Consider the following 20,797-nt stretch of genomic DNA (forward strand, 5'->3'; position numbering starts at 1 on the left):
CGCGGCCCGGACCTGCCAGGGTCGGGCCGTGCCGATCTTCTCCGCGCCGGACGGAACCGCCCTCGCCGTCCACCTCGCCGGAGCCGGAGCCGAACCACCGGTGGTGTGCCTGCCCGGCGGCCCGATGCGAGCCGGCGCCTACCTCGGTGACCTCGGCGGCCTCACCACTCGCCGCCGCACCGCCGTGCTGGACCTGCGCGGCACCGGCGCCTCCGAACCGCCCGCCGATCCCGCCACCTACCGTTGCGACCGCCAGATCGAGGACGTCGAGGCCCTGCGCAAGCACCTCGGCCTCGACCGCTTCGACCTCCTGGGGCACTCGGCCGGGGCGAGCCTGGCCGTCCGGTACGCGGCCCGGTACCCCCAGCGCCTGAGCCGGCTCGCCCTGATCGCGCCGAGCCCGCGGGCCGTCGGCTTCGACGTCCCGGCCGACGAACGCCGGCGCATCATGGCCCGGCGCGCCGGCGAGCCCTGGTTCGCCGCGGCGGCCGCCGCCTACGAATCGATCGCCGCGAAGACGGCGACCCGCGCCGACTGGGCCACCTTTGCCCCGTTCTACTACGGCCGCTGGGACGAAGCGGCCCGCCGGCACCAGTCCGGCGAAGCCGGCCAGCGCAACGGGGCGGCCGCCCGGATCTACAACTCCACCGGCGCCTTCGAGCCCGGGACGACCCGCGCCGCGCTTGCGGCGGTCACCGCTCCGGTGCTCGTACTGGCCGGTGACCTGGACTGGATCGCCAGCCCGGCCGTCGCGGAGCGCTTCGCCGCCCTTTTCCCGGACGGCCGCGCCACCGTGCTGGCCGGGGCCGGGCACTACCCGTGGCTGGACGACGCGCCGGCCTTCCGGTCAGCCGTGGGCGTTTTCCTGGCCTGAGGCCGGGTTCCGGCGGGGCTTGATGCGCACGGCCGGCAACGCGGGCGCCGGCAGCCGTTCGCCCGCATAGCCCGTCACTTCGCCGAACTGGTCCGACCCGGCCTGCCAGGCTTCGCGGAACGCGACGATCTCCTCGTGGGTGCGGCCGACGAAGTTCCACCACATCAGGATCTCTTCGTCGAACGGCGTACCGCCCAGCAGCAGGAACCGGGCCGGTTCGGTGCCGCGGTTGCTCAACGTCAGGGAGCGCACCCCGGTGCCGACGTAACCCAGCTCCGCCGCCCGGACGCGGGTGCCGGCCACGACGACGTCGCCGGTGTCGACGAGGACGCCGTGCTCGAAGCCGGGATCCACGCCGAGCGACATGTGGGCGTCCGGTCCCAGCACGACTTCCGCGCCCAGCAGCGGCGTGAACGTCGGGATCGGCGACGTCCGGCCGGCCAGGGAGCCGAGGAACACGCGGATCTCGGCGCCTTCGATGCGGTTCACCGATGGGACGTAGTGGTCGAACGCCCGCGGGGTGTGCCGGTGCCGTTCGGGCAGGGCCACCCAGAGCTGCACGCCGTGCAACGTCTTGGTGGCGGCGGTCGAGACCTCGGAGTGGCAGATGCCGTTCCCGCCGGTCATCAGGTTCAGCTCGCCGGGCCGGACCAGCGCGTGTGTGCCGAGGCTGTCCCGGTGTTCGATCTCGCCGGAGAACAGCCAGCTGACGGTCTGCAACCCGGTGTGCGGGTGCGGGGCGACGTCCATCGCCCCGGGCCCGGCGACGTCGTCCGGGCCGTAGTGGTCGGCGAAGCACCACGCGCCGATCAGCGACCGCGACCGCTGGGGGAGGGTGCGCCGGACCCGCATCGCGCGCGGCCCGCCGAGGGGCACCTCCCGCGGCGTGAGGACCTCGACGGCCGGCCGGTCGGGATCGGCGGCCGCGGGCCGATCGCCGCAGGCGAGTTCGGCGGGGGCGGCCTCGGTGTTGCTCATACCGGCCACGGTAGTCGCGATGACGCCGGTGGCGCGGGTGGGCGGCGTCACGGCCCGCGGCAGCCGCTAAGCCCCCATCGGCGCGAACCGGGCGGCCCGGCGTCCCACCCGGACCGCCGTCCCGGCGAACCGCCCGTAGACCGCGGCCAGCAACCCCAGATCAACCGCCACACCCACCCCGAGCGGCCACCCGCGGCCGTCCACCCACGCCCGCACCTCCCGCTCGGCCGTCCCCACCAGTGCGACCGCGTCACCGAGCGGAGCACCGTCCCCGCCGACCAGCACCTCGCGCAGCGCCCGCGCCGCGGCCACCGCATGCCCACCCAGCCGTCCCACCGCGGGCCGCACGTCCGACGGCACCGCCCCCCGCGCCTCGGTGACCTCCCGCGCAAGTCCACCCATCCGAGTGAGATCCGCGGCGGTGTGCACGGCCGCGAAAACCGCCTTCACCCCCGTCTCCGGCGGCGCGTGCAGGGCCAGCAGCGCGCACGCCTGGTCCTCGCACGCGGCCCCCAGCACAGTCACCGCGACGGCCTGTTCCCGCGCACGTCCGCCCAGCGTGTGGTCACTTTCCAGGACCGAGCGCGTGGCCTCCTCGAGCGCGATCGCGACGAGGTCGCCCAGATCCGCCAGCCGGTGGGCGAGCGTCACGAGCTCCTTCTCAAACGCCGTCGGCATGGCGGCAGGAAACCACCCCGCCCGGGTGTCGGCATCCGGAATTGTCGGACCCCCGTGCTGTCCTCATCGGCAAGAGCGGTGCACCCCGCACCCGGAGGACAAGGAGAGACCGATGGCAGGCGAAACGATGGTCACCGTGGTCGGCAACCTCACGAGCGACCCCGATCTGCGCTTCACCCCGGGCGGCTCGGCGGTCGCGAACTTCACGGTCGCGAGCACCCCACGCGTGTTCGACCGCGGGTCCGGTTCGTGGCGCGACGGTGACGCGCTGTTCCTGCGCTGCAGTTTGTGGCGGGAGTACGCGGAAAACGTCGCCGAGTCGCTCGTGCGCGGCGCCCGCGTGATCGCCCACGGCCGGCTGAGACAGCGGTCGTACGACACGAAGGAGGGCGAGAAGCGCACCGTCGTGGAGCTGGAGGTCGAGGAAATCGGGCCGTCCCTGCGGTACGCCACGGCCAAGGTGACCAAGGCCGTCCGCGCCACGGGCAGCGAAGGGAGCGGTTCCTGGACCCCGGAACCGGTGGGGGCGGGGAAGCCGCCCTTCTGACCCCCATCCGTTCGCGACCGGCCTCCGAACGCTCGTCGACGGGGCTTCGACCCGTGCTGGATCGCCTGCGGTGACGATGAGGGGACGCTCCGGCCGAGCCTGATGTCGAGATCCCGCGTGCCGATTCGACGCAGGAGCAGAGGCCGACCACGAGCGGGAGGGACCGACATGGACGGGAACGAGAACACCGGCTCACCGGCCGCGCACCCGGAGGTCAACCACCGGATGCGGGCGATGCTCCGAGCGGTCGGCGCCGGCCGCGCCCGGGTGTCGTGCAGCAGCGAACCGGACCTGTTCATCGACGGCCTCTCGTGCGGCGACCAGTTCGCGGCCCACGCGCTGGCCCACCAGGGCCTGGTCCGCGCGGCCCGCCGCGGCCGCCCGGGCGAGCTGGTGCCGGCGGTCCTGACCCCCGCGGGCCAGGCCCTCATCGCCCCCGAGCAGGAATCGGCCGCCTGAACCGGCGACCGGCGGATGTTTGACAACTCAACAGAGAAGGCCCCATCCCGCCGGCAGGCGAGGGCCGCACGAACCGGCCGGCGGCCCCGGACCACCGGCGACGGCCCGCGCCTACCGTCCCCGCTGCGGGAACTGGCCCGGCGACGGCCCGCGCCTACCGGCCCCGCTGCGGGAACTGGCCCGGCGGTGGCCTGCGCTTGCCGGCCGTGCTGTGGGAAACCAAGTCCGGCGGCGGCCTGCGCCTGCTGGCCCCGCTGCGAAAGCAGGGCCGGGCGACGGCCCCCGCTTACCGGCTCTGCTGCGGTAATCGGCCCCGGCGATGGCCCGCGCCTGCTGGCCCTGCCGCGGGAGTCGGGTCGGGCGGCGGCCTGCGCCTGCTGGCCCTGCTGCGGGAGTCGGGTCGGGCGCTGGCCGGTGCCTACCGGTCCTCGCTGCGGAACCGGGTCGGCGGCCTGCGCCTATCGGCTCTCGCTGCGGAAGCAGGCCCGGCAACGGCCCGCGCCTACCGGCCCTGCTGCGGGAACTGACCCGGCTGCTGCCCCTGCGGGAACTGGCCCGGCTGCGGGAAGCCCTGCGGCTGGGACGGGTGCGGCGGAAACCCTTGCGGCGCAACGCCCTGCGAGGGGTGCGGCGGATAGCCCGAGGCGGCCTGCTGCTGGGCCTGGCCCTGCTCTTCCTGGGCCTGCAGCCGGACGGCGTCCTCCTTCGGGATGCGGTTCTCGATCCCGCAGAACGTGCACTGCGCCGTGTACTTGACGCTGATCGGGAACAGCGGGATGAAGAACAGCGTGAACTTCGTGACCGCCTTGCGCACCGCGTGCGAAGCCGGATTGCCGCACCGGCCGCACAGGAACGTCGTCATCGCCAGCACGTAGATGCGGGTACGCCAGCCCCAGATCAGCATCGTTCTTCTCTCTTTCGGTTCTTCCTTCGCCGCGCAGCCTCGCACACCGTTGCCCCTTGCCGGGGCGGTTTCGCCGATCCCACGCGCACCGGCATCCGGCGAACCGGACATTCGGCCCGAACCCAACGCCGTGGCCGAGGACAACTAGATTGGGATCATGCCGAGCGACTTCGCCCTGAAGACCATGAACGCCGTCCACCGCGGCCTGATCAAGCTCACCGGTGGGCGGGTGGGCTGGCAGGTCGCCATGCCGGTCCTGGAGCTCACCACCGTCGGCCGCAAGAGCGGGCAGCCGCGGTCGGTGCTGCTGACCTCGCCCCACCAGGACGGCGACACGTGGGTCGTCGTGGCGTCGCGGGGCGGCGACGACACGCACCCCGCGTGGTTCCTCAACCTGCGTGACCACCCCGACGTCGAGGTCTCGCTGAAGGGCGGCCCGAAGCAGCCGATGCGTGCCCGCGTCGCCGACGCCGAAGAGCGGGCGCGGCTGTGGCCCAAGATCACCGCCGACTTCAAAAACTACGCGCAGTACCAGACGAAGACCGAGCGCGAGATCCCGCTCGTCTTCCTCGAACCGCGGTAGCTCACGACCGCGCCGTCAGGTAGGCCGGGTCGGCGGCGGGGATCGGCCGGTCCGGCACCCCGGCCAGCAGCCGGCTCATGGCGTGGAAGTACGGCGGAGCGGCCACCGTGCCGCCGAACGCGCCGTGGCCGCAGTCGCCGAGGTGCACCGGGGTGCCCGGGCAGATCTCCCGCGGGTGCGGCCCGTCGGCGAACACCATCGACGACACCGCGTAGTCGTCGACACCCCCGACGAAGGCGACCGATTCGCTCAGCTGCGTCGTGCCCGTCTTGCCGATGTCGGGCCGCGTCCAGTCGGCCGCGCGGGCCGCTTCGGCGGACGTGCCGCTCGTGGTGTCCTTGCTCAGCCCCGCTTCCAGGGTGTCCGCCGCGCCCTGGGGGACGACCCGCTCGCACGCCTGCTGCGCGACCGGCACGGCGTTGCCGTTCCGGTCGGTCATCGACAGGATCGGGTTCGGCGGGCACCAGACGCCGCCGCTCATCAGCGTCGCCGAGACGTTCGCCATCTCCAGCGGGCTGACCGGGCTGTTGCCGAGGGTGAACGACAGCAGGTTCTGGAAGTACTGCGACTGCGGCTCGCTGAACTGCGGGTTGCCCGACTTCCGGTCCGGCGTGCGGCCGGCGTCGTTGGTCGCGAGGGTGTTCCGCAAGCCGAGCTTGTAGGCCATGTCCAGCACGGCGGGCATCCCGACCTGGCTCTCCAGCCCGACGAACGCGACGTTCGGCGACGTCGCCAGGCCGTCGGCCAGGCTGATCGGGTCCGCGTAGTGACCGTCGTTGTGGACGGTGTAGCAGGACGCGTGCGCATCCGGCACCGGGAAGCACTGGCTGTCCGGGTTGGGCAGCGGGGTGTCGAGGCCCGCCTTGCCGGAGACGAGCGCCGCGGCCGAGGTGAAGATCTTGAACGACGAGCCCGCGCCGAACTCGTTGCTCGCGTCGGCGACGATGTCGGTCGACGTCTCGCCCTGCGCCGGATCGGTGCCGTAGTTGCGGTTGGCGACCATGGCGAGCACCTGGTGCCCGTCCTGGCCGGGCTGGACGACGGCGAAGGTGTTGGCCACGCCGTCCTGGGTGGTCGGCACGTTGGCGTCGACGGCGTCCTTGGTCACCTGCGAGACACGCGGGTCGAGGGTGGTCTTGATCGTGTACCCGCCGGTGGCCAGCCGGTCGGCGGTGAACCCGGCGTGCACCAGGTAGCTTTCCGCGTAGGCGCAGAAGAAGCCCGCGTCCGGGGCCGCGCCCAGGCAGGTGCCGGACGGGGTGACCGGGCCGTTCGGCAGCAGCCCGAGCGGGGCCGCCTTCGCCGTCGTCGCGTACGAGGCCGGGATGGAGCCGTTGGTGACCATGTCGTCGATCACCAGGTTGCGGCGCTGCAGCGCCTTGTCCGGGTGCGTGTACGGGTTGTAGATGCTGGGGTTGTTCACCATTCCGGCGAGCAGCGCCGCCTGCGGAACGGTCAGTTTGTCCGGGCTCGTCCCGAAATACGCCTTGGCCGCCGCGCCGACCCCGTACACGGTTCCGCTGAATTCGACCACATTGAGGTAATTCGCCAGAATGTCGTCCTTGCTCATGGTCGCGTTGAGCTGGACGGCCATTTTCGCCTCGCGCAGCTTGCGGGCGAGCGAGTCCTCGCGGTCGGCCTGCTGGGCGGCCGGGTCGTTCCGGTCGACGACGTTGATCAGGTAGTTCTTGACTTCCTGCTGTGTGATCGTCGAGGCACCCTGCAGCGCTCCGCCGGTGCTGTCGTTGACCGCCGCGCGGAGCATCCCCTGCATGTCGACGCCGCCTTCGGTGTAGAACCGGCGATCCTCGACCGCGATGATCGCGGCCTTCATCGTGGTCGCGATCCCGGCCGCGGTGACGGGCAGGCGGTACTGGGCGTACAGCGTCGCGATCGGGGTGCCGTCGCGGTCGGTGACCGTGGTCACCAGCGGCGGATCGGCGGCGGCGAGCTGAGCGGAAATGGCGTCCACCGAATCGCTGACCTGATTCGACAACAAGCCCGCGCCGATGGCGGCGGGCGCCACCGTTCCGGCCACCAGAATTCCGGCGAGCAGACACAAACCGACAAAAGGGACCACGCCCCCGCGACGTTTCACGAATTCGAGATTAGGCATCGGGCGATAAAGCTTCCGTTCGGTGAGACATGTGCCTCACCGGGCCAACCTGCCCAGCAGTGCCGACGCGACCGAAACGGCCACCGCCGTCGCCACCGCCAGCACGGCGAAATCGGTCCCCAGGTGGGCGGGCGTCCCGATGAGCAGCCCGCGCAGCGCGTCGACCTGGTAGCTCAGCGGGTTGACGTGGCTGAGCACCTGCAGCCACGACGGCATCAGGTCCACCGGGTACAGCGCGTTCGAGCCGAAGAACAGCGGCATCGTGATCGCCTGCCCGATGCCCATCAGTCGTTCCCGCGAGAGGACGATCCCGGCGATCACGATGGACAGGCAGCAGAAGAACGCCGAACCGAGCACGAGGACGACGGCCATCGCGAGGAGCTTCAGCGGGTTCGCGGTCAGCCCGACACCGAGCACCGCGGCCAGGATCAGCACCATCAGCGCCTGCACGAGCGCCCGGACCCCGGCCGCGAAGGCCTTGCCCGCGACGAGCGCCGCGCGCGGGGTCGGGGTCACCAGGAGCTTGGCGAGCACACCCGCGTCGCGCTCCCAGATGATCTGGATGCCGTAGAAGATCGCGATGAACAGGGCCGACTGGGCCAGGATGCCCGGCGCCAGGAAGTCGAGGTACGGCGTCGAGCCGGTCGGGATCGCGCGCAGCCGGGTGAACGTCTCGCCGAAGATCAGCAGCCACAGCGCGGGCTGGATCGCCCTGGTGAGCAGCTCGGTCTGGTCGCGGCGCAGCTTCTGCAGCTCCACCAGGCACATCGCGCCGACGCGGGCGCCGAGCACGCGCAGCCGGCGCAGCGGGCCCTCGTCAGCCGAGACGGCGGGCGGTACGGCGAGTGGCACGGACACCGCGGATCCCTCCTTCTTCGTGGTCGATCCGGTCCCCGGTCACCGCGCGGAACACGTCGTCCAAAGTGGACTCCGGGCCGAGGCCGGCCTCCAGCTCGGCGGGGGTGCCCAGCGCGCGGATCCGGCCGGCGTGCATCAGGGCGACGCGGTCGCAGTACTGCTCGGCCTCGTCCATGTAGTGCGTGGTGACGAGCACGGTCATGCCGGTCGCCTCGCGGATCGAGGCGATCCGGTCCCACACCGACGAGCGCGCGACCGGGTCGAGCCCGATCGTCGGCTCGTCGAGGATGAGCAGCCGGGGCGAGCTGACCAGGGCCTGGGCGAGCTCGAGCCGGCGGATCATGCCCCCGGAGTACGTCTTGGCCGTGCGGTCGGCGTCGGCGGCCAGCCCGACCAGCTCCAGGGCCAGCCGCACCTGGTCGGCCCGCTCCCGGCGCGGCACGTCGAAGAGCCGCGCGAACAGGGCGACGTTCTCGCGGCCGGTCAGCGCGCTGTCGGCGGACAGCTGCTGCGGGACGTACCCGATCAGCCGGCGCACGGCCATCCGGCGGCGCGCGACGTCGACGCCGAAGACGGTGATGCGGTCCGGGCCGGCCGGCAGCAGTGTGGTGATCATCCGGAGGGTGGTCGTCTTGCCGGCGCCGTTCGGGCCCAGCAGGCCGAACACCTCGCCCGGGTGGATTTCGAGGTCGACACCGTCCACCGCGCGGGTCGCGCCGAACGAGTGGCTCAGGCCGGTGCAGCGCACCGCCGCGGGTTCGGTCATGGCTGCTCCTTCAGGATGCCCACGAGTTTCTCCAGTGCCGGCAACGCCTGCCCGATCGCGCCGATGTCCTCTTCGGACAGTTTGGCGAGGGCATCGGCGACGAGCCCGGTGCGGGCGCGGCGCCAGGCGGCCATCCGTTCGGCGGCCGCGGCGGTGATCTCCAGCCGCGCCGCGCGCCGGTCGGCGGGGTCGGCCTCGCGGCGCAGCAGGCCCGCATCGGCGAGCTGGTTCACCAGCGTGCTGACCGAGTTGTTGGCGAGGTGCAGTTCGCGAGCGGCCGCGGCGACGCCGATGCCGGGGCGGTCGGCGACCACGCGCAGGAGCTCGACCTGGGCGCCGGGCAGTGGGCTGCCGGGCACGTCGGCCCGCACCCGCCGGCGCACCACGCGCCGGATGCCCTGAACGGCCCCCAGCAGCCGGTCGGCGAGTTCGGTCATGCTCGCGAAGGTAGCTCTGGTTCAGATCTATTAGCAACGCTAAATGTCCGGTTGGCGAGTAAAGGGGGAAAGTGTCTCCGACGCTTCCGGAGCCGGGCGACCTCCGCAGGGCCGTGATCACGATTGCCCGGGGCCGAAAGGGACGCCGCTGATCGGTGGAACCTGACCGGGCGTGACCGTTCGGCGGCGAAGTGCTGCCGTTCGCCGCGTGCCCGGCCGGTTCGGGGCCGGAACTCCCGGCGCGGGCGCATGCTGTCCTTTCCGGCCCCGCGTCCCCGCGCCTGACGTCCACAGTGGACACTGCCAGAGCGCCCGGTCCGGCGGCCTCCGAGATGAGGATAGGAACGTTCGTCGTGACCCTGCTGGACAGCAAGCTCGTCCGGTGCTGGACCTCCCGCCCGCACCTGCAGTCCCTCTACACCCTCGCCGCGGCCGCCCCGCGGGTGCGCGCCGCCCTCGGCCTCGCGCCCACCGGCGGCGGTACGGTCGACTTCAAGGTGGCGGGGGACGCGCTGGCCCGCACCGAGGCGGAGCTGATCGCCGCGACGTCGGCGCGGCTGCCGGTGCACCCGCTGGTGACGCAGGACCTGCAGGGCCGGTCCACGGTCCGGTGCTGGCGACGCAACCGCGACCTGCGCGTGCTGACCGGCGACCTGGTGGACGTCGCGGACCGCCTGGCCAGGGCGGGGTACGGCGGCTCCCTGCGGTTCGCGACCGTCGAGTTCGGCGAGCCGGCCGGGCGCCGCGAAGGGAAGCTCGCCCTGGTGTACCTGTTCGACCGCGGCACGTTCCACACCGCGGCCCCCGGGGCCCGTCAGCTGGACCGGGCCCTGGAACTGCGGGCCCGGGCGGCCTTGCACGGCGCGCTGCCGCTCGAACCGGTCGCGCAGCGGCGGTTCGTGCTCTGAGCCGCTTTCGAAGAGCCGTGACGCTGAAAATCCGCCGATTGGCGCAGCCCCGGTGGTCTGCGAGGATGCTGCTCTCGTCCGATCGAAGGAGATGGCCGTGGCTTCTCGTCTGAACCCGTACCTGCGCTTCCGCGACGACGCGCGGCACGCCATGGAGTTCTACAAGGGTGTCTTCGGCGGCACGCTCACCCTGAACACGTTCGGGGAATCCGGTTCACCCGAAGGAGCGGACGCGGACAAGGTCATGCACGCCCAGTTGGAGGCCGAAAACGGCTTCACGCTGATGGCGTCGGACACCCCGGCCGGGATGGAGCACAACCGGGGCACCAACATCTCGGTCAGCCTCAGCGGGGACGACGCCGACGACCTGCGTGGCTACTGGGACAAGCTGAGCGAGGGCGGCACCGTCACGGTTCCGTTCGAAAAGCAGATGTGGGGCGACGAATTCGGTGCCTGCGTCGACAAGTTCGGCATCCCCTGGATGGTCAACGTCGTGCACGGCTAGCCACGAGCCGTTGCAGCCGGTGCTCCCGTCGGTGACGATGGAGGAGCCGGCGTGGCGTGGCGCCGGGCCGAAGGAGGCCCGATGGCGGGTTTTCCCTGGACGTGTGCGCAGTGCGGCGCGGTCAACGACCCCGCGGCGCGGCGTTGCGCCCGGTGCGCGGGCCTGGCGCCGGGCCGGGCTCGTGCCCGGGCGCTGTGGGTGCTGCTGACCCTGATGGTGGTGGCCGGCGTCGCGGTGGGCGGGGTCCTGCTGTTCACCGGGCGCTCGCGGCCGCCGCCGTCCGCGACGGGGCCGTTCCCGGAGTACACGACACCCGCGCTGCCGACCACCAAGACCGTGGTCACGACCGCGAACGGCGTGACGCCGCCCGTCACGCCGTCCACGAGCACGGCAACGGACAAGCCCTGCCCGCAGGACGCCGCGCGCTACCTGCCCGGCGGCACGGGCACCGCGCTGCTCGTGGCGCAGACCGCGAAGTCCCTCGTGACGATCTGCCGGACCCCCGACGGCCGGATCTTCTACGACGGCCAGGCCCGCGGGCAGCCGGCCTCCGACGACACCCACATCATGCTGCCGGCCCAGGCCGAGGGCGACGGCTTCGTGGCGGTCAACGGCGACTACCGCTATCAGGTCGGCGGCGGCAGGCTGGTGGTGTCGGCCGGGTCCGGCGTGCTCTCGGACGAGGAGCTGACCACCGTCGGCTGAGCGCCGATCGTGCGCCCCTACCCAGGATGTGGGAGTGTCGGCGGTCACCGGGCCCCGATCAGCATGCTGGACCCATGGCTTTTCCGCTGGACAACCCGACCTGGGCGTCGCTGGCCGGACCGCACGCCCACTTCGCGGAACGGCAGGGGCGCGTGCTGCGCTACCCCGAGGACATCGCGCCCTTCCTGGCCCTGCCCGACGACCCGGGCGAGCAGGACTGGCTGGACGTCGCCGAGCTGGCCGGGCCGGGTGCGGTCGTCGTGCTGGCCGCGACCGTCGCCCGGCCGCCGTCCGGCTGGGAGGTGCTCGACGAGGTCCGCGGCGTGCAGCTGGTCGACGAGGGGGTCGCGGCCGCGCCCGAGCCCGAAGCCGTCCGGCTCGGCCCCGCGGACGTGCCGGAGATGCTGGACCTCGTCGAACGGACGCGGCCGGGGCCGTTCCGGAAGCGGACCGTCGAGCTCGGCACCTACCTCGGCATCCGGCGCGGCGGCGCGCTCGTCGCGATGGCCGGCGAGCGCCTGCACCCGCCGGGCCACACGGAGATCAGCGCGGTCTGCACGGACCCGGCCCACCGCGGGCAGGGCCTCGCGACGCGCCTGGTGCTCGCGGTGGCCGCAGGCATCCGCGAGCGCGGCGAGATCCCGATGATGCATGCGGCCGCGAGCAACACCTCGGCGATCCGCCTCTACCTCTCGCTGGGGTTCGCCCTGCGGCGCCGGCCGGACTTCGTGGCGGTACGCGTGCCGCTCGCGGTCGCGGTCTAGGCACCGGTCGACGACCCGGGCCGGACGATCATCAGCACCGTCACCACCGCCCACAGCAGGTTGAACACGCCGGTCAGCATGGCCAGCCGGCCGAGCGTGTCCGATGTGGACTCCGCGGCCAGCAGCCGCTTCTGGCGCGGCAGGATCAGCAGCGCGAGCACCGCGGCCGCGACCGCCGTCAGGCCGATCGACACGAGCAGCCACGGGTCGCCCATGACGTGCATCGTGCCCGCGACGCCGAAGCCGAACACGGGCACCGCGATGGCCGCGTAGGCGTACACGCGGCAGATGCGGTGCAGGAGGGTCGCCGCCTTGACGTCGTCGCGGCGGACGGCGGCGGGGAACATGCTGGCCGCGACCGCGACCGGGCCCACGGCGAGGATCGCCGCCAGGACGTGGACCGAAAGCAGGATTTTCGACACGCGCCCGAAGTTAGCGATCTTCACGGCGCCGGGGGAGTGGCTGGATCGCCAGGAACCGCCGGGATCCGGCCACCTCGCGGCGCGATGTCGATCCCAAGCCTCCCGGATCGACGCTTCGGTGACGGGAAGGGGAGCACGATGACCGCCATGACCAGTACCTCGAACCGAGTCCGGAGCCTGCCGGTCCTGCTCGCCACCGAGGACGACGCCGAGGACATGGGCCTGCTGGCGCCCGACGACCGGCTGACCTGCCACGTGCACGGCCGGTGGATCCACCAGTGCGTCGCCTCGCCGGCGCACGTCAGCCCGGTCACCCGGCACCGCTGGTGCCGCGGCTGCCGGACCGAGCTGGCCGTCGCGGTGGACGAGCTGGCCCTGGCCGTGACGATGTCCTGCCCGCGTTGCGGTGATGGCGGCAGTGCCGCCACCGCCCGGCTGACCGCGGCCTGCCGTGCGAGCCTCGCCGCCGAGCGCGCGGCCCGCCACGCGGCCTGAGAGCTTGGCTAGCCCGGCACCCACATGGTGACGCGGGTGCCGCGGCCCGGCTGGGAGTCCACCGTGCCGTGCCCGCCGACCTCGGCCAGCCGGGCCATGATGGACTGGCTGATGCCGAAGCCCGGGGGCCGGTCGCGGACGTCGAAGCCCTGGCCCTGATCGCGGGCCACCACCGCGATCCCGCCGTCGCGTTCCTCCACGCGCAGCACGACCTGCTTCGTCCCCGAGTGCTTCACCGTGTTGCGCAACGCTTCCCGGACGGCTTCGCACAACGCGGTGCGCCGGTCCTGCGACACCTTGTGGTCGTCGGCGAAGTCCGCGGCGACGAGCTGCGTGCGCAGGCCGTCGCGCGCCAGATCGGTGGCGACGTCGGCGAGCTCGACGGCGAAACTCCGGGTCGGCCCGGTCGGTACGGGCTCGGTGATCCGGCGGCGCAGCTCGGCCGCCTCCGCTTTGGCGACCGAACGCAGTTCCGAAAGCCGCGTGACGGCCTGGGCGTCGTCGCCCGGGGCCGAAATGGCGAGGGCTTCGAGGGTTTGCAGCACGCTGTCGTGCATGATGCGGCGCGTCCGGCGGCGCTCGGCCTCGCGCCCGCGCCGCAGTCCGATGTCCACCGCGAACCGCGTCCCGACGCCGAGCAGGATGAGGATCGCCACGGCGAGCACGATCGCCACCGCGAGCGCCACCATGCAGCCGATCGATCGCGTCATGGCGAGCTGGTTGCTCAGCGGCAGCCCGCCGGCCAGGGTCAGCAGCGCCCGGAACGGAACGGCCGCGGCGAACAGCCACAGCGCGGCGGGCAGCCCGGACGTGCCGGCCCACATGGCGACCGAGCCGACCAGCCAGGTCCACGAGACGTCGACGGCGAACGGCTGGATCGCGGCCGGCGCCGTCATCGCGACGACGAGGTTGAGCACCACACCGAGGGAAAGGTCCAGACCGAGGGCGCGCCCGGTGAGCCGGGCCCGCAGGCCACCCGAGCGCAGCACCCAGACGACGGCCGCGGTGTTGGCGGCGACGGCGAAGAGGGTGGCCCCGAGCACCGGCCCGAGCCCCAGCACGCCGTTCGATGCGGTGAACCCGATGAACACCTTGACGAAGGCAGCGGCCCGGTAGGCCAGCGGAACGGCCACCCAGTAGCGCGAGGCACGGGCGAGCGTCGCGTCCCCGACGGCGGTCAGGTCGCCGCTGTCGCCCACGGGGTCGGCGGGTTCCGCGGGTGTGCCGCTGCGTAGAAGCGTGCGGACGAAGGTGCGCGGCGGTGCGGCAGAGCCCGCCTCGGGCATCGGTGGTCCCCATTCATCCGGCCGTCCGGGCGGCCTGAGCCTGGCAGCGGGGCAGGGGAGTCGTCAACCGTTCCGGCCCGGAGCCAGCCCGCTGGAGCAGAGCCCTCGACCGCTTCGTGATCTCCCGGTCGCCCACGGGAGGGGAGTGGCCGGCGCACCGCACCCGCGCCGCGGTCAGTACGCGTGGAACATCGTGTCCTCGCCCGTGTACTCCGCCCAGCCCGGCGAGCCCGTCGTCGCGAAGCGGAGCCACGCGCCGTTCAGCTCGGCCGCCAGCTCGTGCGGCGGGTTCTCGCCCAGCAGGCCGCGCGGCCCGGAGAGCGCGTCCAACGCCCCGAACACGAACGGCAGCTCCAGCCCGTGGCACGCCCCCAGCCGGCCTTCGAGGAGGGGCGAGCCCCACTCGAACTCGTACCGGAACGTGCGGCCGGTGTGGTTCTCCGCCAGGTCGCGCACGCCGTCGCGGAAGACCAGGTCCGTCAGGGCCTCGACCAGGACCTCGCCCGCCGTGCGGCCCGAACCGAGGCCGTAGGCGTACAGCACGCCCGCCGGGTCCGGGTGCGAGACCGCCAGGGAGGCCACCGCCTGGTCGTCGGTGACCGCTTCCAGCGCGCCCGTCGGGACCAGGTAGAGCCGCATCTCTTCGCTGCAGCTGCCCGCGATCAGGTCGACGTCGCGGCCGGCGCCCGCCTTGATCGCCTTGGCCGGGTGGTGCGGCAGGACGTCGTCGCCGATCACCGGGAGGAAGGGGCTCAGGCCGTAGCCGCGGTCGTACCCCAGCGCGTCGCGGAGGTCGGGGGCGCCGCCCGGGCGGAGGACCGCGTCCTGGGCGTCGAGCAGCTGCTCGGTCGACACCTTGCGGAACGCCTCCGCCGTCGGTTCCGCCTTCAGTTCGTCCGCGACGACCTTGGCCAGGCGCCGGGCCTGGACGCCGTCGCGGACCATGTCCGGGTGTCCGCTTTGGACGATCGCGCGGCGGAACAGGCCCGTCGAGAGGGGCGAGCCGAGCAGGCAGGCGACGCTGACCGCGCCCGAGGCCGCGCCGAAGAGGGTGACGTTGGCCGGGTCGCCACCGAAGGCCGCGATGTTCTCCCGCACCCAGTGCAGGGCCGCGAGCTGGTCGCGGAGGCCGAGGTTGGTCGCGCCGCCGTCCAGGGGGAGGAAGCCGTCGATGCCGAGCCGGTACTGGACCGTCACCAGCACCGCGCCGGCGCGGGCGAACGCCGTGCCGTCGTGGACCGCGGCGGACGCGGCACCGCCGAGGAACGCCCCGCCGTGCACGAACACCAGCACCGGCAGGGAAGCGGCGCCCGGCTGCGGGGTCCAGACGTCGACCGTCAGGTACTCCGGTCCCGGCCGCCAGCCGGTGCCGGTGAGCGGGGTCAGGTCGAGGCCGGGCACGTCGTGACGGCGCTGCGGCGCCGTCGGCCCCGGTCTCCGCGTCTCGCGGACGCCCTCCCACGGTGGAGCGGGGACGGGCTCGGCGAAGCGCAGCTCGCCGTCGGGCGCGGCGGCGTACGGAATGCCGCGGAAGAGCACCACGCCGGCGGGGGTGACCTGACCGCGGACCGCGCCGGACGTGGTGGGGACGACGGGGTCGGTCATGCGGGGGTCCCTTCGTGGACTGTCGGGGGGAAGCGCCCGTCAGCCTAGGACCGCGGACGGGCCGCCGTCATGGGCGTTCCGTCTCTCGCGTTGTCGCGGATGGATAACGGCGCCGGGCCCGGATTGGCCGGATGCGCGGCGGCACCGTGAATTCCTGGTGCGGTGCGGGCAGGGCGTCCGGGAACGCCCTGCCCGCACGGTCAGCCTTCGAGGAGGTCCTCGATGGTGATCGGGATGTGCCGGACGCGGATGCCGGTGGCGTTGTAGACGGCGTTGGCGACCGCCGCCGCCATGCCGACGGTGCCGATTTCGCCGAGGCCGCGGGCGCCCACCGCGTTGTGCAGGGTGTCGGGGTACTCGACGAACTGGACGCCGACCTCCGGGATGTCGGCGTTGACCGGCAGCAGGTAGCTCGCGAAGTCGCCGTTGGCGAGCCGGCCGTTCGCCTCGATCTCCAGGCCCTCGTGCAGCGCGGCCGAGACACCCCAGATCATGCCGCCCATGATCTGGCTGCGGGCCGCCTTGTCGTTGATGATCCGGCCGGCGTCGAACACGCCGAGCATCCGGGACACCCGCGCCTCGCGCGTCCACTTGTGCACCCGGACCTCGCAGAACTGGGCGCCCCACGAGGCGAAGGAGTGCTTGGTCAGCTCCTCGCCCGGCGCCGACGTCCCGGTCACCTCGAGCGTTTCGCGGCCGACGGCCCGCAGCAGGTCGCCGAAGGTCATCGACTCGCCGTCGGCGAAGACGCGGCCGTCGGCGTAGGTGACCTGGCGCCCGGCGAACGGCGCGCCGGGGTCGGACGCGAGCGCGGTGAGTTCGTCGATCGCCTTGGTGGCGGCGAGCATGATCGCCGTGCCCGCGCTCGCCGTCGCCGTCGAGCCGCCCGACATGCCGCCCGGGGGGAGGGCCGAGTCGCCGAGGCGCGGGGTGATCCGGTCGGCCGGGATGTCCAGCGATTCGGCGCCCACCAGGGAGAGCACGGTGAGCAGGCCGGTGCCGGGGTCCGCGCCGCTCGTCGCGACGACGGCGGTGTCGTCCGCCCGCAGCGTGATGCCGACGGTGGCCGGGAAGCGCAGGGCGGGGAACACCGCGGTGGCGACGCCCATGCCGACGAGCCAGTCGCCGTCGGTGCGGGTGCCCGCCGGGCGGTGTGCCCAGCCGAAGCGGTCCGCGCCGACGCGGAAGCACTCGTCGAGGTGCTTGCTCGACCACTGCAGGTCGTGGCCGGGCGGGGCGGTCGAGTTGTTGCGGACGCGCAGCTCGATCGGGTCCATGCCGAGCTTCACGGCGAGCTCGTCGATCGCGCTCTCCAGCGCGAACGAGCCGGGTGCCTCGCCGGGCGCCCGCATGAACGTCGTCGGCGGGACGTTCAGCGGCACGATCTTCTGGCTGATCGAGAGGTTCCGCGTCGCGTACCACTCGCGCGAGGTGCCGTGCGACGTCGGTTCGACGAACGACCGCGCGGTGTCGGTGTGGCACCACGAGTCGTGGCGGAGGGCGATCAGCGTGCCGTCCGGCTCGGCGCCGATCGCGAGCTTCTGGACCGTCGCGGCCCGGCCGGCGGTGGCGGTGAAGACCTGCTCGCGGGTGAGCGCGGCCTTCACCGGACGGCCGAGGGCGCGGGCCGCCGCCGCGGCCAGGAAGGCCGGTGTGGAGGTGCGTCCCTTGCCGCCGAACGCGCCGCCGACGAACGGGTTGACCGCGTGGACGGCCTCCGGCGCCAGGCCGAGCGCGATGGCCAGTTCGGCCGCCTGCATGTGGGACGCCTGGTTCCCGCTGTAGACGGTCAGCTCGCCGTCGTCCCACACCGCGACCGCGGAGTGCGGTTCCATCGCGGCGTGGTTCTGCGTCGCGGTCGAGTAGGTCGCCTCGACGACCACCGGGCTCGCGGCCAGGGCGGCTTCGAAGGACTCGACGCCGTCTTCGAGCACCTCGATCTCCGGGGGAGCGCCGTCCATGGCCGGCGGCGCGGGTTCGGCCGTGTCGAGGTGCTCGGCGAGCGAGGTCCGGGCGGGCCGCTCGCGGTAGGTGACCGCGACGAGCGCCGCGGCGTCCCTGGCCTGCTCGAACGTCTCCGCGACCACGAAGCCGACGGGCTGGCCGTAGTAGGTGACTTCCTTGTCCTGCAGCGGGACCCAGGTGTCACCGAAGATCGGCAGGCTCGGGGTGTTCAGCGCCAGCGGATCGAACGGCGTGTACACCTCGAGCACGCCGGGCGCGCTCTTCGCCGCGGTGACGTCCATGGCCTCGATCTCGCCGTGGGCGATCGTGCTGAGCAGGACGTAGCCGTAGACCATGCCGGGGAAGGTGTGGTCGGCGCCGTACTTGGCGCCGCCGGTGACCTTCAGCGGCGCGTCCAGCCGGGTGATCATCGGGAGCTCCCGTCGGTCAGTTCGAGCAGGGCCCGGACGATGGTCCGCTGCAGCAGCGGCACCTTGAACCCGTTTTCGGACAACGGCCGCGCGCCGTCGGCGGCCACCGCCGCGGCCGCTTCGAAGGCGGCTTCGGTCGCCGGGCCGCCCCGCAGGGCCGCTTCGACGGACGGCAGCCGCCACGGCACCGTCCCGACCCCGCCGGCCGCGACCCGGGCGTCGGCGACGATCCCGTCCCGGACGTCCAGCGCGACCGCGGCGGAGCACAGCGCGAACTCGTAGGACTGCCGGTCGCGCACCTTGACGTAGGTGGAGTTCGCGGCCCAGTCCAGCCGCGGCACGACCACCTCGGTGATCAGTTCGCCGGGTCGCAGGTCGTTCTCCACGGCCGGGGTGTCGCCGGGCAGCTGGTAGAAGTCGCCGAGCGCGACCTCGCGGGTGCCGGATTCGCCGGCCAGCCGCAGGCGGGCGTCGAGCGCGACCAGGGCGACGGCGACGTCGCTGGCGTGCGTGGCCGCGCACGAGTCGCTCGTGCCGAGGATCGCGTGCATCCGGTTCGCGCCGGTGAGCGCGGGGCAGCCGCTGCCGGGAACGCGCTTGTTGCAGGGCATGGCGACGTCGCGGAAGTACGAGCAGCGCGTGCGCTGCAGCAGGTTTCCGCCGATGCTGGCCATGTTCCGCAGCTGCTGGGACGCGCTCAGCAGCAGGGCGCGCGAGATCGCCGGGTAGACACCGGGGTGCGCGGCGATGGCGCTCATCCGCTCGAGCGCGCCGAAGCGCAGCCCGTCGTCGGTGTCGATGCCGCGCAACGGCACGTCGTTGATGTCCAGGACGTGCTGCGGCGTCAGGACGTCCAGCTTCATGAGGTCGACCAGGGTCGTCCCGCCGGCGAGGTAGGTGCCGGGCGTGGCGACCGCCGCTTCGACGGTGGTGGGTGCGGTCAGCTCAAAGGGACGCATCGGCCCGCCTCGCCTGCTCGACGGCCTTGACGATGTTCGGGTAGGCCGCGCACCGGCAGAGGTTGCCGGACATGAACTCCCGCACGTCTTCGACGTCCTGCTCGACGGCGGCGACCGCCGACATGATCTGCCCGGAGGTGCAGAACCCGCACTGCAGGGCGTCCTGGTCGACGAACGCCTGCTGCACCGGGTGCAGCCTGTCCTCTGTGGACAGTCCTTCGACGGTCGTCACCGGCTGCTTGACGGTGGCGGCGAGGGTCAGGCACGACAGCACGGGCCGGCCACCGACGTGCACGGTGCAGGCGCCGCACTGCCCGCGGTCGCAGCCCTTCTTCGGGCCGGTGACGGCGAGGCGCTCGCGCAGCGCGTCCAGGAGCGTGACGCCGGGATCGACGTCCAGGTGTTCGGTGGTGCCGTTGACTTCGAGTGAGATGTCCACTGGTCTCTTTCCGCGGAGCCGGGCGGTTGCCCGACGGTGTGGTGGGGCGGTGAAGGCGGGAGCGGATAGTCATCCGCTTCACTCGGTCGCGAGGCTAGCGGATTACAATCCGCTTGGCAACGAAACGGGCAGGCTGGAGCAGCTCCAGGACTCGGCTAGATTCAGCGGGACGGCACGACCACCGGGAGGGACGATGACGACCGGATCGGTCAGCCCGCGCCGAGCGGACACGCGGCGCAACCACGAGCGCATCCTCATCGCGGCGGCGGCGTCGCTGGCCGACACGGGTGAGGTCTCGTTCAACGCGATCGCCAAGCAGGCCGAGGTGGGCGTCGGCACGGTCTACCGGCACTTCCCGACCCCGGAGGCGCTGATCCTGGCGGTCTACCGGCGGGAGGTCCGGCACATCGTCGAGGTGGTGCCGGTGCTGCTGGAGAAGCACGCCCCGGAGGAAGCGCTCCGGGTGTGGGTGACCGACCACGTGGCCCACTACATGATGACGAAGAAGGGCTTGGCCGACGCGCTGCGCACGGCAACGGCGGCCCGCGGCGAGCTGCCGGGCGACGCGTACGAGGACATGCTCGGCGCGGTCGCGGCGATGCTCGAAGCCAACGTGGCGGCCGGGACGGTCCGCCCGGGCCTGACCCCGGAGCTGGTCATGAGAGGCATGGGTGGCCTCCTGTGGCTCGACCCGAACGGCGACTGGCGCCGCGACGCGGCCGACCTCGCCGACCTGTTGTGGCACGGACTGGCCGCACAACGCGACTAGGCCTCGCTGTCCAGCCGGACGGTGACGGTGACGCGGCCCTTCGGGTCGCGGCGGGCGACCGCGTGCCCGGTGCGCGCGGTGTCATCGAGTTCGAGGGTGAGCGGAGCACCGTCGCCGGTGAAGTTGCGCCACCACGACTTGGCATCGGGCAACCGCACGCCGATGGTGACGACATCGCCCGCCCGCCGATAGCCGACGGGCGTGCTGAAGGTCCGCCCCGACCGCCGGCCGGTGTAGGTGACCTGCGTGAGATGCCGCCGGACGAGCGACCCCCAGCGAGGGGAAGTCCGGAGCGCGCCAACGCAGGTGTTGACGCGCTCGACGGCGTTCTTCGGCAGCGGGCCTCGGTACCCCACGGCGGCCTC

General features: G+C 72.9%; 24 protein-coding genes. 10 read left to right on the top strand and 14 right to left on the bottom strand.

The genetic code is table 11. The features are described from left to right. Positions 1–28: 28 nt before the first annotated feature. On the top strand, positions 29–874 hold the full coding sequence (locus ACWDN5_RS19505; RefSeq protein WP_449677291.1) for an alpha/beta fold hydrolase: 846 nt from the start codon (positions 29–31) through the stop codon (positions 872–874). On the opposite strand, the gene ACWDN5_RS19510 is transcribed toward ACWDN5_RS19505, so the two are convergent. Both ACWDN5_RS19510 and ACWDN5_RS19515 read right to left on the bottom strand, forming a co-directional pair. Next, entirely contained in the window at positions 848–1,852 is a 1,005-nt protein-coding gene (locus tag ACWDN5_RS19510) for a pirin family protein (protein ID WP_449677292.1), read from the bottom strand. The genes ACWDN5_RS19505 and ACWDN5_RS19510 overlap by 27 nt on opposite strands. A 66-nt stretch (positions 1,853–1,918) precedes the next feature. Continuing rightward, the gene (locus ACWDN5_RS19515; RefSeq protein ID WP_449677293.1) at positions 1,919–2,530 is read right to left on the bottom strand and encodes a PhoU domain-containing protein; all 612 of its coding nucleotides are present in this window, start codon (positions 2,528–2,530) and stop codon (positions 1,919–1,921) included. Between the two features lie 112 nt (positions 2,531–2,642). On the opposite strand from ACWDN5_RS19515, the gene ACWDN5_RS19520 reads away from it, so the two are divergent. Together ACWDN5_RS19520 and ACWDN5_RS19525 are read left to right on the top strand one after the other, a co-directional pair. Further along, positions 2,643–3,077, top strand: a complete 435-nt coding sequence (locus ACWDN5_RS19520; protein ID WP_310977352.1) for a single-stranded DNA-binding protein — start codon at positions 2,643–2,645, stop codon at positions 3,075–3,077. Positions 3,078–3,245: 168 nt separating this feature from the next. Continuing rightward, positions 3,246–3,536 carry a hypothetical protein gene (locus tag ACWDN5_RS19525; protein ID WP_310977351.1) on the top strand — a complete coding sequence of 97 codons (291 nt, stop codon included), beginning with the start codon at positions 3,246–3,248 and terminating at the stop codon, positions 3,534–3,536. 502 nt (positions 3,537–4,038) lie between these two features. On the opposite strand, the gene ACWDN5_RS19530 is transcribed toward ACWDN5_RS19525, so the two are convergent. Continuing rightward, entirely contained in the window at positions 4,039–4,440 is a 402-nt protein-coding gene (locus tag ACWDN5_RS19530) for a zinc-ribbon domain-containing protein (RefSeq protein ID WP_310977349.1), read from the bottom strand. A gap of 157 nt (positions 4,441–4,597) precedes the next feature. Between ACWDN5_RS19530 and ACWDN5_RS19535 the strand changes: the two genes are divergently transcribed. Next, positions 4,598–5,023, top strand: a complete 426-nt coding sequence (locus tag ACWDN5_RS19535; protein WP_310977348.1) for a nitroreductase/quinone reductase family protein — start codon at positions 4,598–4,600, stop codon at positions 5,021–5,023. 1 nt (position 5,024) lies between these two features. On the opposite strand, the gene ACWDN5_RS19540 is transcribed toward ACWDN5_RS19535, so the two are convergent. From ACWDN5_RS19540 to ACWDN5_RS19555, 4 genes are read right to left on the bottom strand one after another with little or no spacing between them, the layout of a single operon-like run. After that, the gene (locus ACWDN5_RS19540) at positions 5,025–7,139 is read right to left on the bottom strand and encodes a transglycosylase domain-containing protein (RefSeq protein WP_449677294.1); all 2,115 of its coding nucleotides are present in this window, start codon (positions 7,137–7,139) and stop codon (positions 5,025–5,027) included. A 36-nt stretch (positions 7,140–7,175) separates the two neighbouring features. After that, the gene (locus tag ACWDN5_RS19545) at positions 7,176–7,997 is read right to left on the bottom strand and encodes an ABC transporter permease (protein WP_310977346.1); all 822 of its coding nucleotides are present in this window, start codon (positions 7,995–7,997) and stop codon (positions 7,176–7,178) included. Beyond that, the gene (locus tag ACWDN5_RS19550; protein ID WP_310977345.1) at positions 7,957–8,763 is read right to left on the bottom strand and encodes an ABC transporter ATP-binding protein; all 807 of its coding nucleotides are present in this window, start codon (positions 8,761–8,763) and stop codon (positions 7,957–7,959) included. Before ACWDN5_RS19550 ends, ACWDN5_RS19545 begins: the two co-directional genes overlap by 41 nt. Then, a complete protein-coding gene (locus tag ACWDN5_RS19555; protein ID WP_449677295.1) occupies positions 8,760–9,200 on the bottom strand; it encodes a MarR family winged helix-turn-helix transcriptional regulator in 441 nt (146 codons plus the stop codon). The genes ACWDN5_RS19550 and ACWDN5_RS19555 overlap by 4 nt, the downstream gene beginning before the upstream one ends. 353 nt (positions 9,201–9,553) lie before the next feature. On the opposite strand from ACWDN5_RS19555, the gene pspAB reads away from it, so the two are divergent. The 4 genes from pspAB to ACWDN5_RS19575 all read left to right on the top strand — a co-directional run bounded on the left by pspAB (position 9,554) and on the right by ACWDN5_RS19575 (position 12,082). After that, positions 9,554–10,108 (top strand): PspA-associated protein PspAB, encoded by a 555-nt coding sequence (gene pspAB, locus ACWDN5_RS19560; RefSeq protein WP_310977343.1) that lies wholly within the window; start codon positions 9,554–9,556, stop codon positions 10,106–10,108. Between the two features lie 97 nt (positions 10,109–10,205). Continuing rightward, the gene (locus ACWDN5_RS19565; RefSeq protein WP_310977342.1) at positions 10,206–10,613 is read left to right on the top strand and encodes a VOC family protein; all 408 of its coding nucleotides are present in this window, start codon (positions 10,206–10,208) and stop codon (positions 10,611–10,613) included. An 81-nt stretch (positions 10,614–10,694) separates the two neighbouring features. After that, positions 10,695–11,318, top strand: a complete 624-nt coding sequence (locus ACWDN5_RS19570; protein ID WP_449677296.1) for a hypothetical protein — start codon at positions 10,695–10,697, stop codon at positions 11,316–11,318. A gap of 74 nt (positions 11,319–11,392) precedes the next feature. After that, complete coding sequence (locus tag ACWDN5_RS19575; protein WP_310977340.1) at positions 11,393–12,082, top strand: GNAT family N-acetyltransferase; 690 nt, start codon at positions 11,393–11,395, stop codon at positions 12,080–12,082. Here the strand turns inward: ACWDN5_RS19575 and ACWDN5_RS19580 are convergent. Further along, positions 12,079–12,504: a hypothetical protein gene (locus ACWDN5_RS19580; RefSeq protein ID WP_310977339.1), complete on the bottom strand. Its 426-nt coding sequence runs from the start codon at positions 12,502–12,504 to the stop codon at positions 12,079–12,081. The two genes, ACWDN5_RS19575 and ACWDN5_RS19580, sit on opposite strands and share 4 nt — an antisense overlap. A gap of 147 nt (positions 12,505–12,651) precedes the next feature. On the opposite strand from ACWDN5_RS19580, the gene ACWDN5_RS19585 reads away from it, so the two are divergent. After that, positions 12,652–12,999, top strand: coding sequence for a hypothetical protein (locus ACWDN5_RS19585; RefSeq protein ID WP_310977338.1), 348 nt, complete (start codon positions 12,652–12,654; stop codon positions 12,997–12,999). 8 nt (positions 13,000–13,007) lie between these two features. Here ACWDN5_RS19585 and ACWDN5_RS19590 read toward each other — a convergent pair whose 3' ends face one another. The 5 genes from ACWDN5_RS19590 to ACWDN5_RS19610 form a co-directional block, all read right to left on the bottom strand. Further along, a complete protein-coding gene (locus ACWDN5_RS19590) occupies positions 13,008–14,285 on the bottom strand; it encodes a sensor histidine kinase (protein ID WP_449677297.1) in 1,278 nt (425 codons plus the stop codon). A gap of 174 nt (positions 14,286–14,459) precedes the next feature. Next, a complete protein-coding gene (locus ACWDN5_RS19595; protein ID WP_449677298.1) occupies positions 14,460–15,890 on the bottom strand; it encodes a carboxylesterase/lipase family protein in 1,431 nt (476 codons plus the stop codon). Between the two features lie 200 nt (positions 15,891–16,090). Continuing rightward, positions 16,091–18,265, bottom strand: coding sequence for a xanthine dehydrogenase family protein molybdopterin-binding subunit (locus ACWDN5_RS19600; RefSeq protein WP_449677299.1), 2,175 nt, complete (start codon positions 18,263–18,265; stop codon positions 16,091–16,093). Next, positions 18,262–19,224: an FAD binding domain-containing protein gene (locus ACWDN5_RS19605; RefSeq protein WP_449677300.1), complete on the bottom strand. Its 963-nt coding sequence runs from the start codon at positions 19,222–19,224 to the stop codon at positions 18,262–18,264. The genes ACWDN5_RS19600 and ACWDN5_RS19605 overlap by 4 nt, the downstream gene beginning before the upstream one ends. After that, entirely contained in the window at positions 19,211–19,663 is a 453-nt protein-coding gene (locus ACWDN5_RS19610) for a (2Fe-2S)-binding protein (RefSeq protein ID WP_310977333.1), read from the bottom strand. Before ACWDN5_RS19610 ends, ACWDN5_RS19605 begins: the two co-directional genes overlap by 14 nt. Before the next feature lie 193 nt (positions 19,664–19,856). Here ACWDN5_RS19610 and ACWDN5_RS19615 point away from each other — a divergent pair, with 193 nt between their 5' ends. After that, positions 19,857–20,432: a TetR/AcrR family transcriptional regulator gene (locus tag ACWDN5_RS19615; protein WP_310977332.1), complete on the top strand. Its 576-nt coding sequence runs from the start codon at positions 19,857–19,859 to the stop codon at positions 20,430–20,432. Here ACWDN5_RS19615 and ACWDN5_RS19620 read toward each other — a convergent pair. Further along, positions 20,429–20,788, bottom strand: a complete 360-nt coding sequence (locus ACWDN5_RS19620) for a hypothetical protein (RefSeq protein WP_449677301.1) — start codon at positions 20,786–20,788, stop codon at positions 20,429–20,431. The genes ACWDN5_RS19615 and ACWDN5_RS19620 overlap by 4 nt on opposite strands. Positions 20,789–20,797 lie beyond the last annotated feature (9 nt).

This window comes from Amycolatopsis sp. NPDC003731 (genome assembly GCF_053586895.1).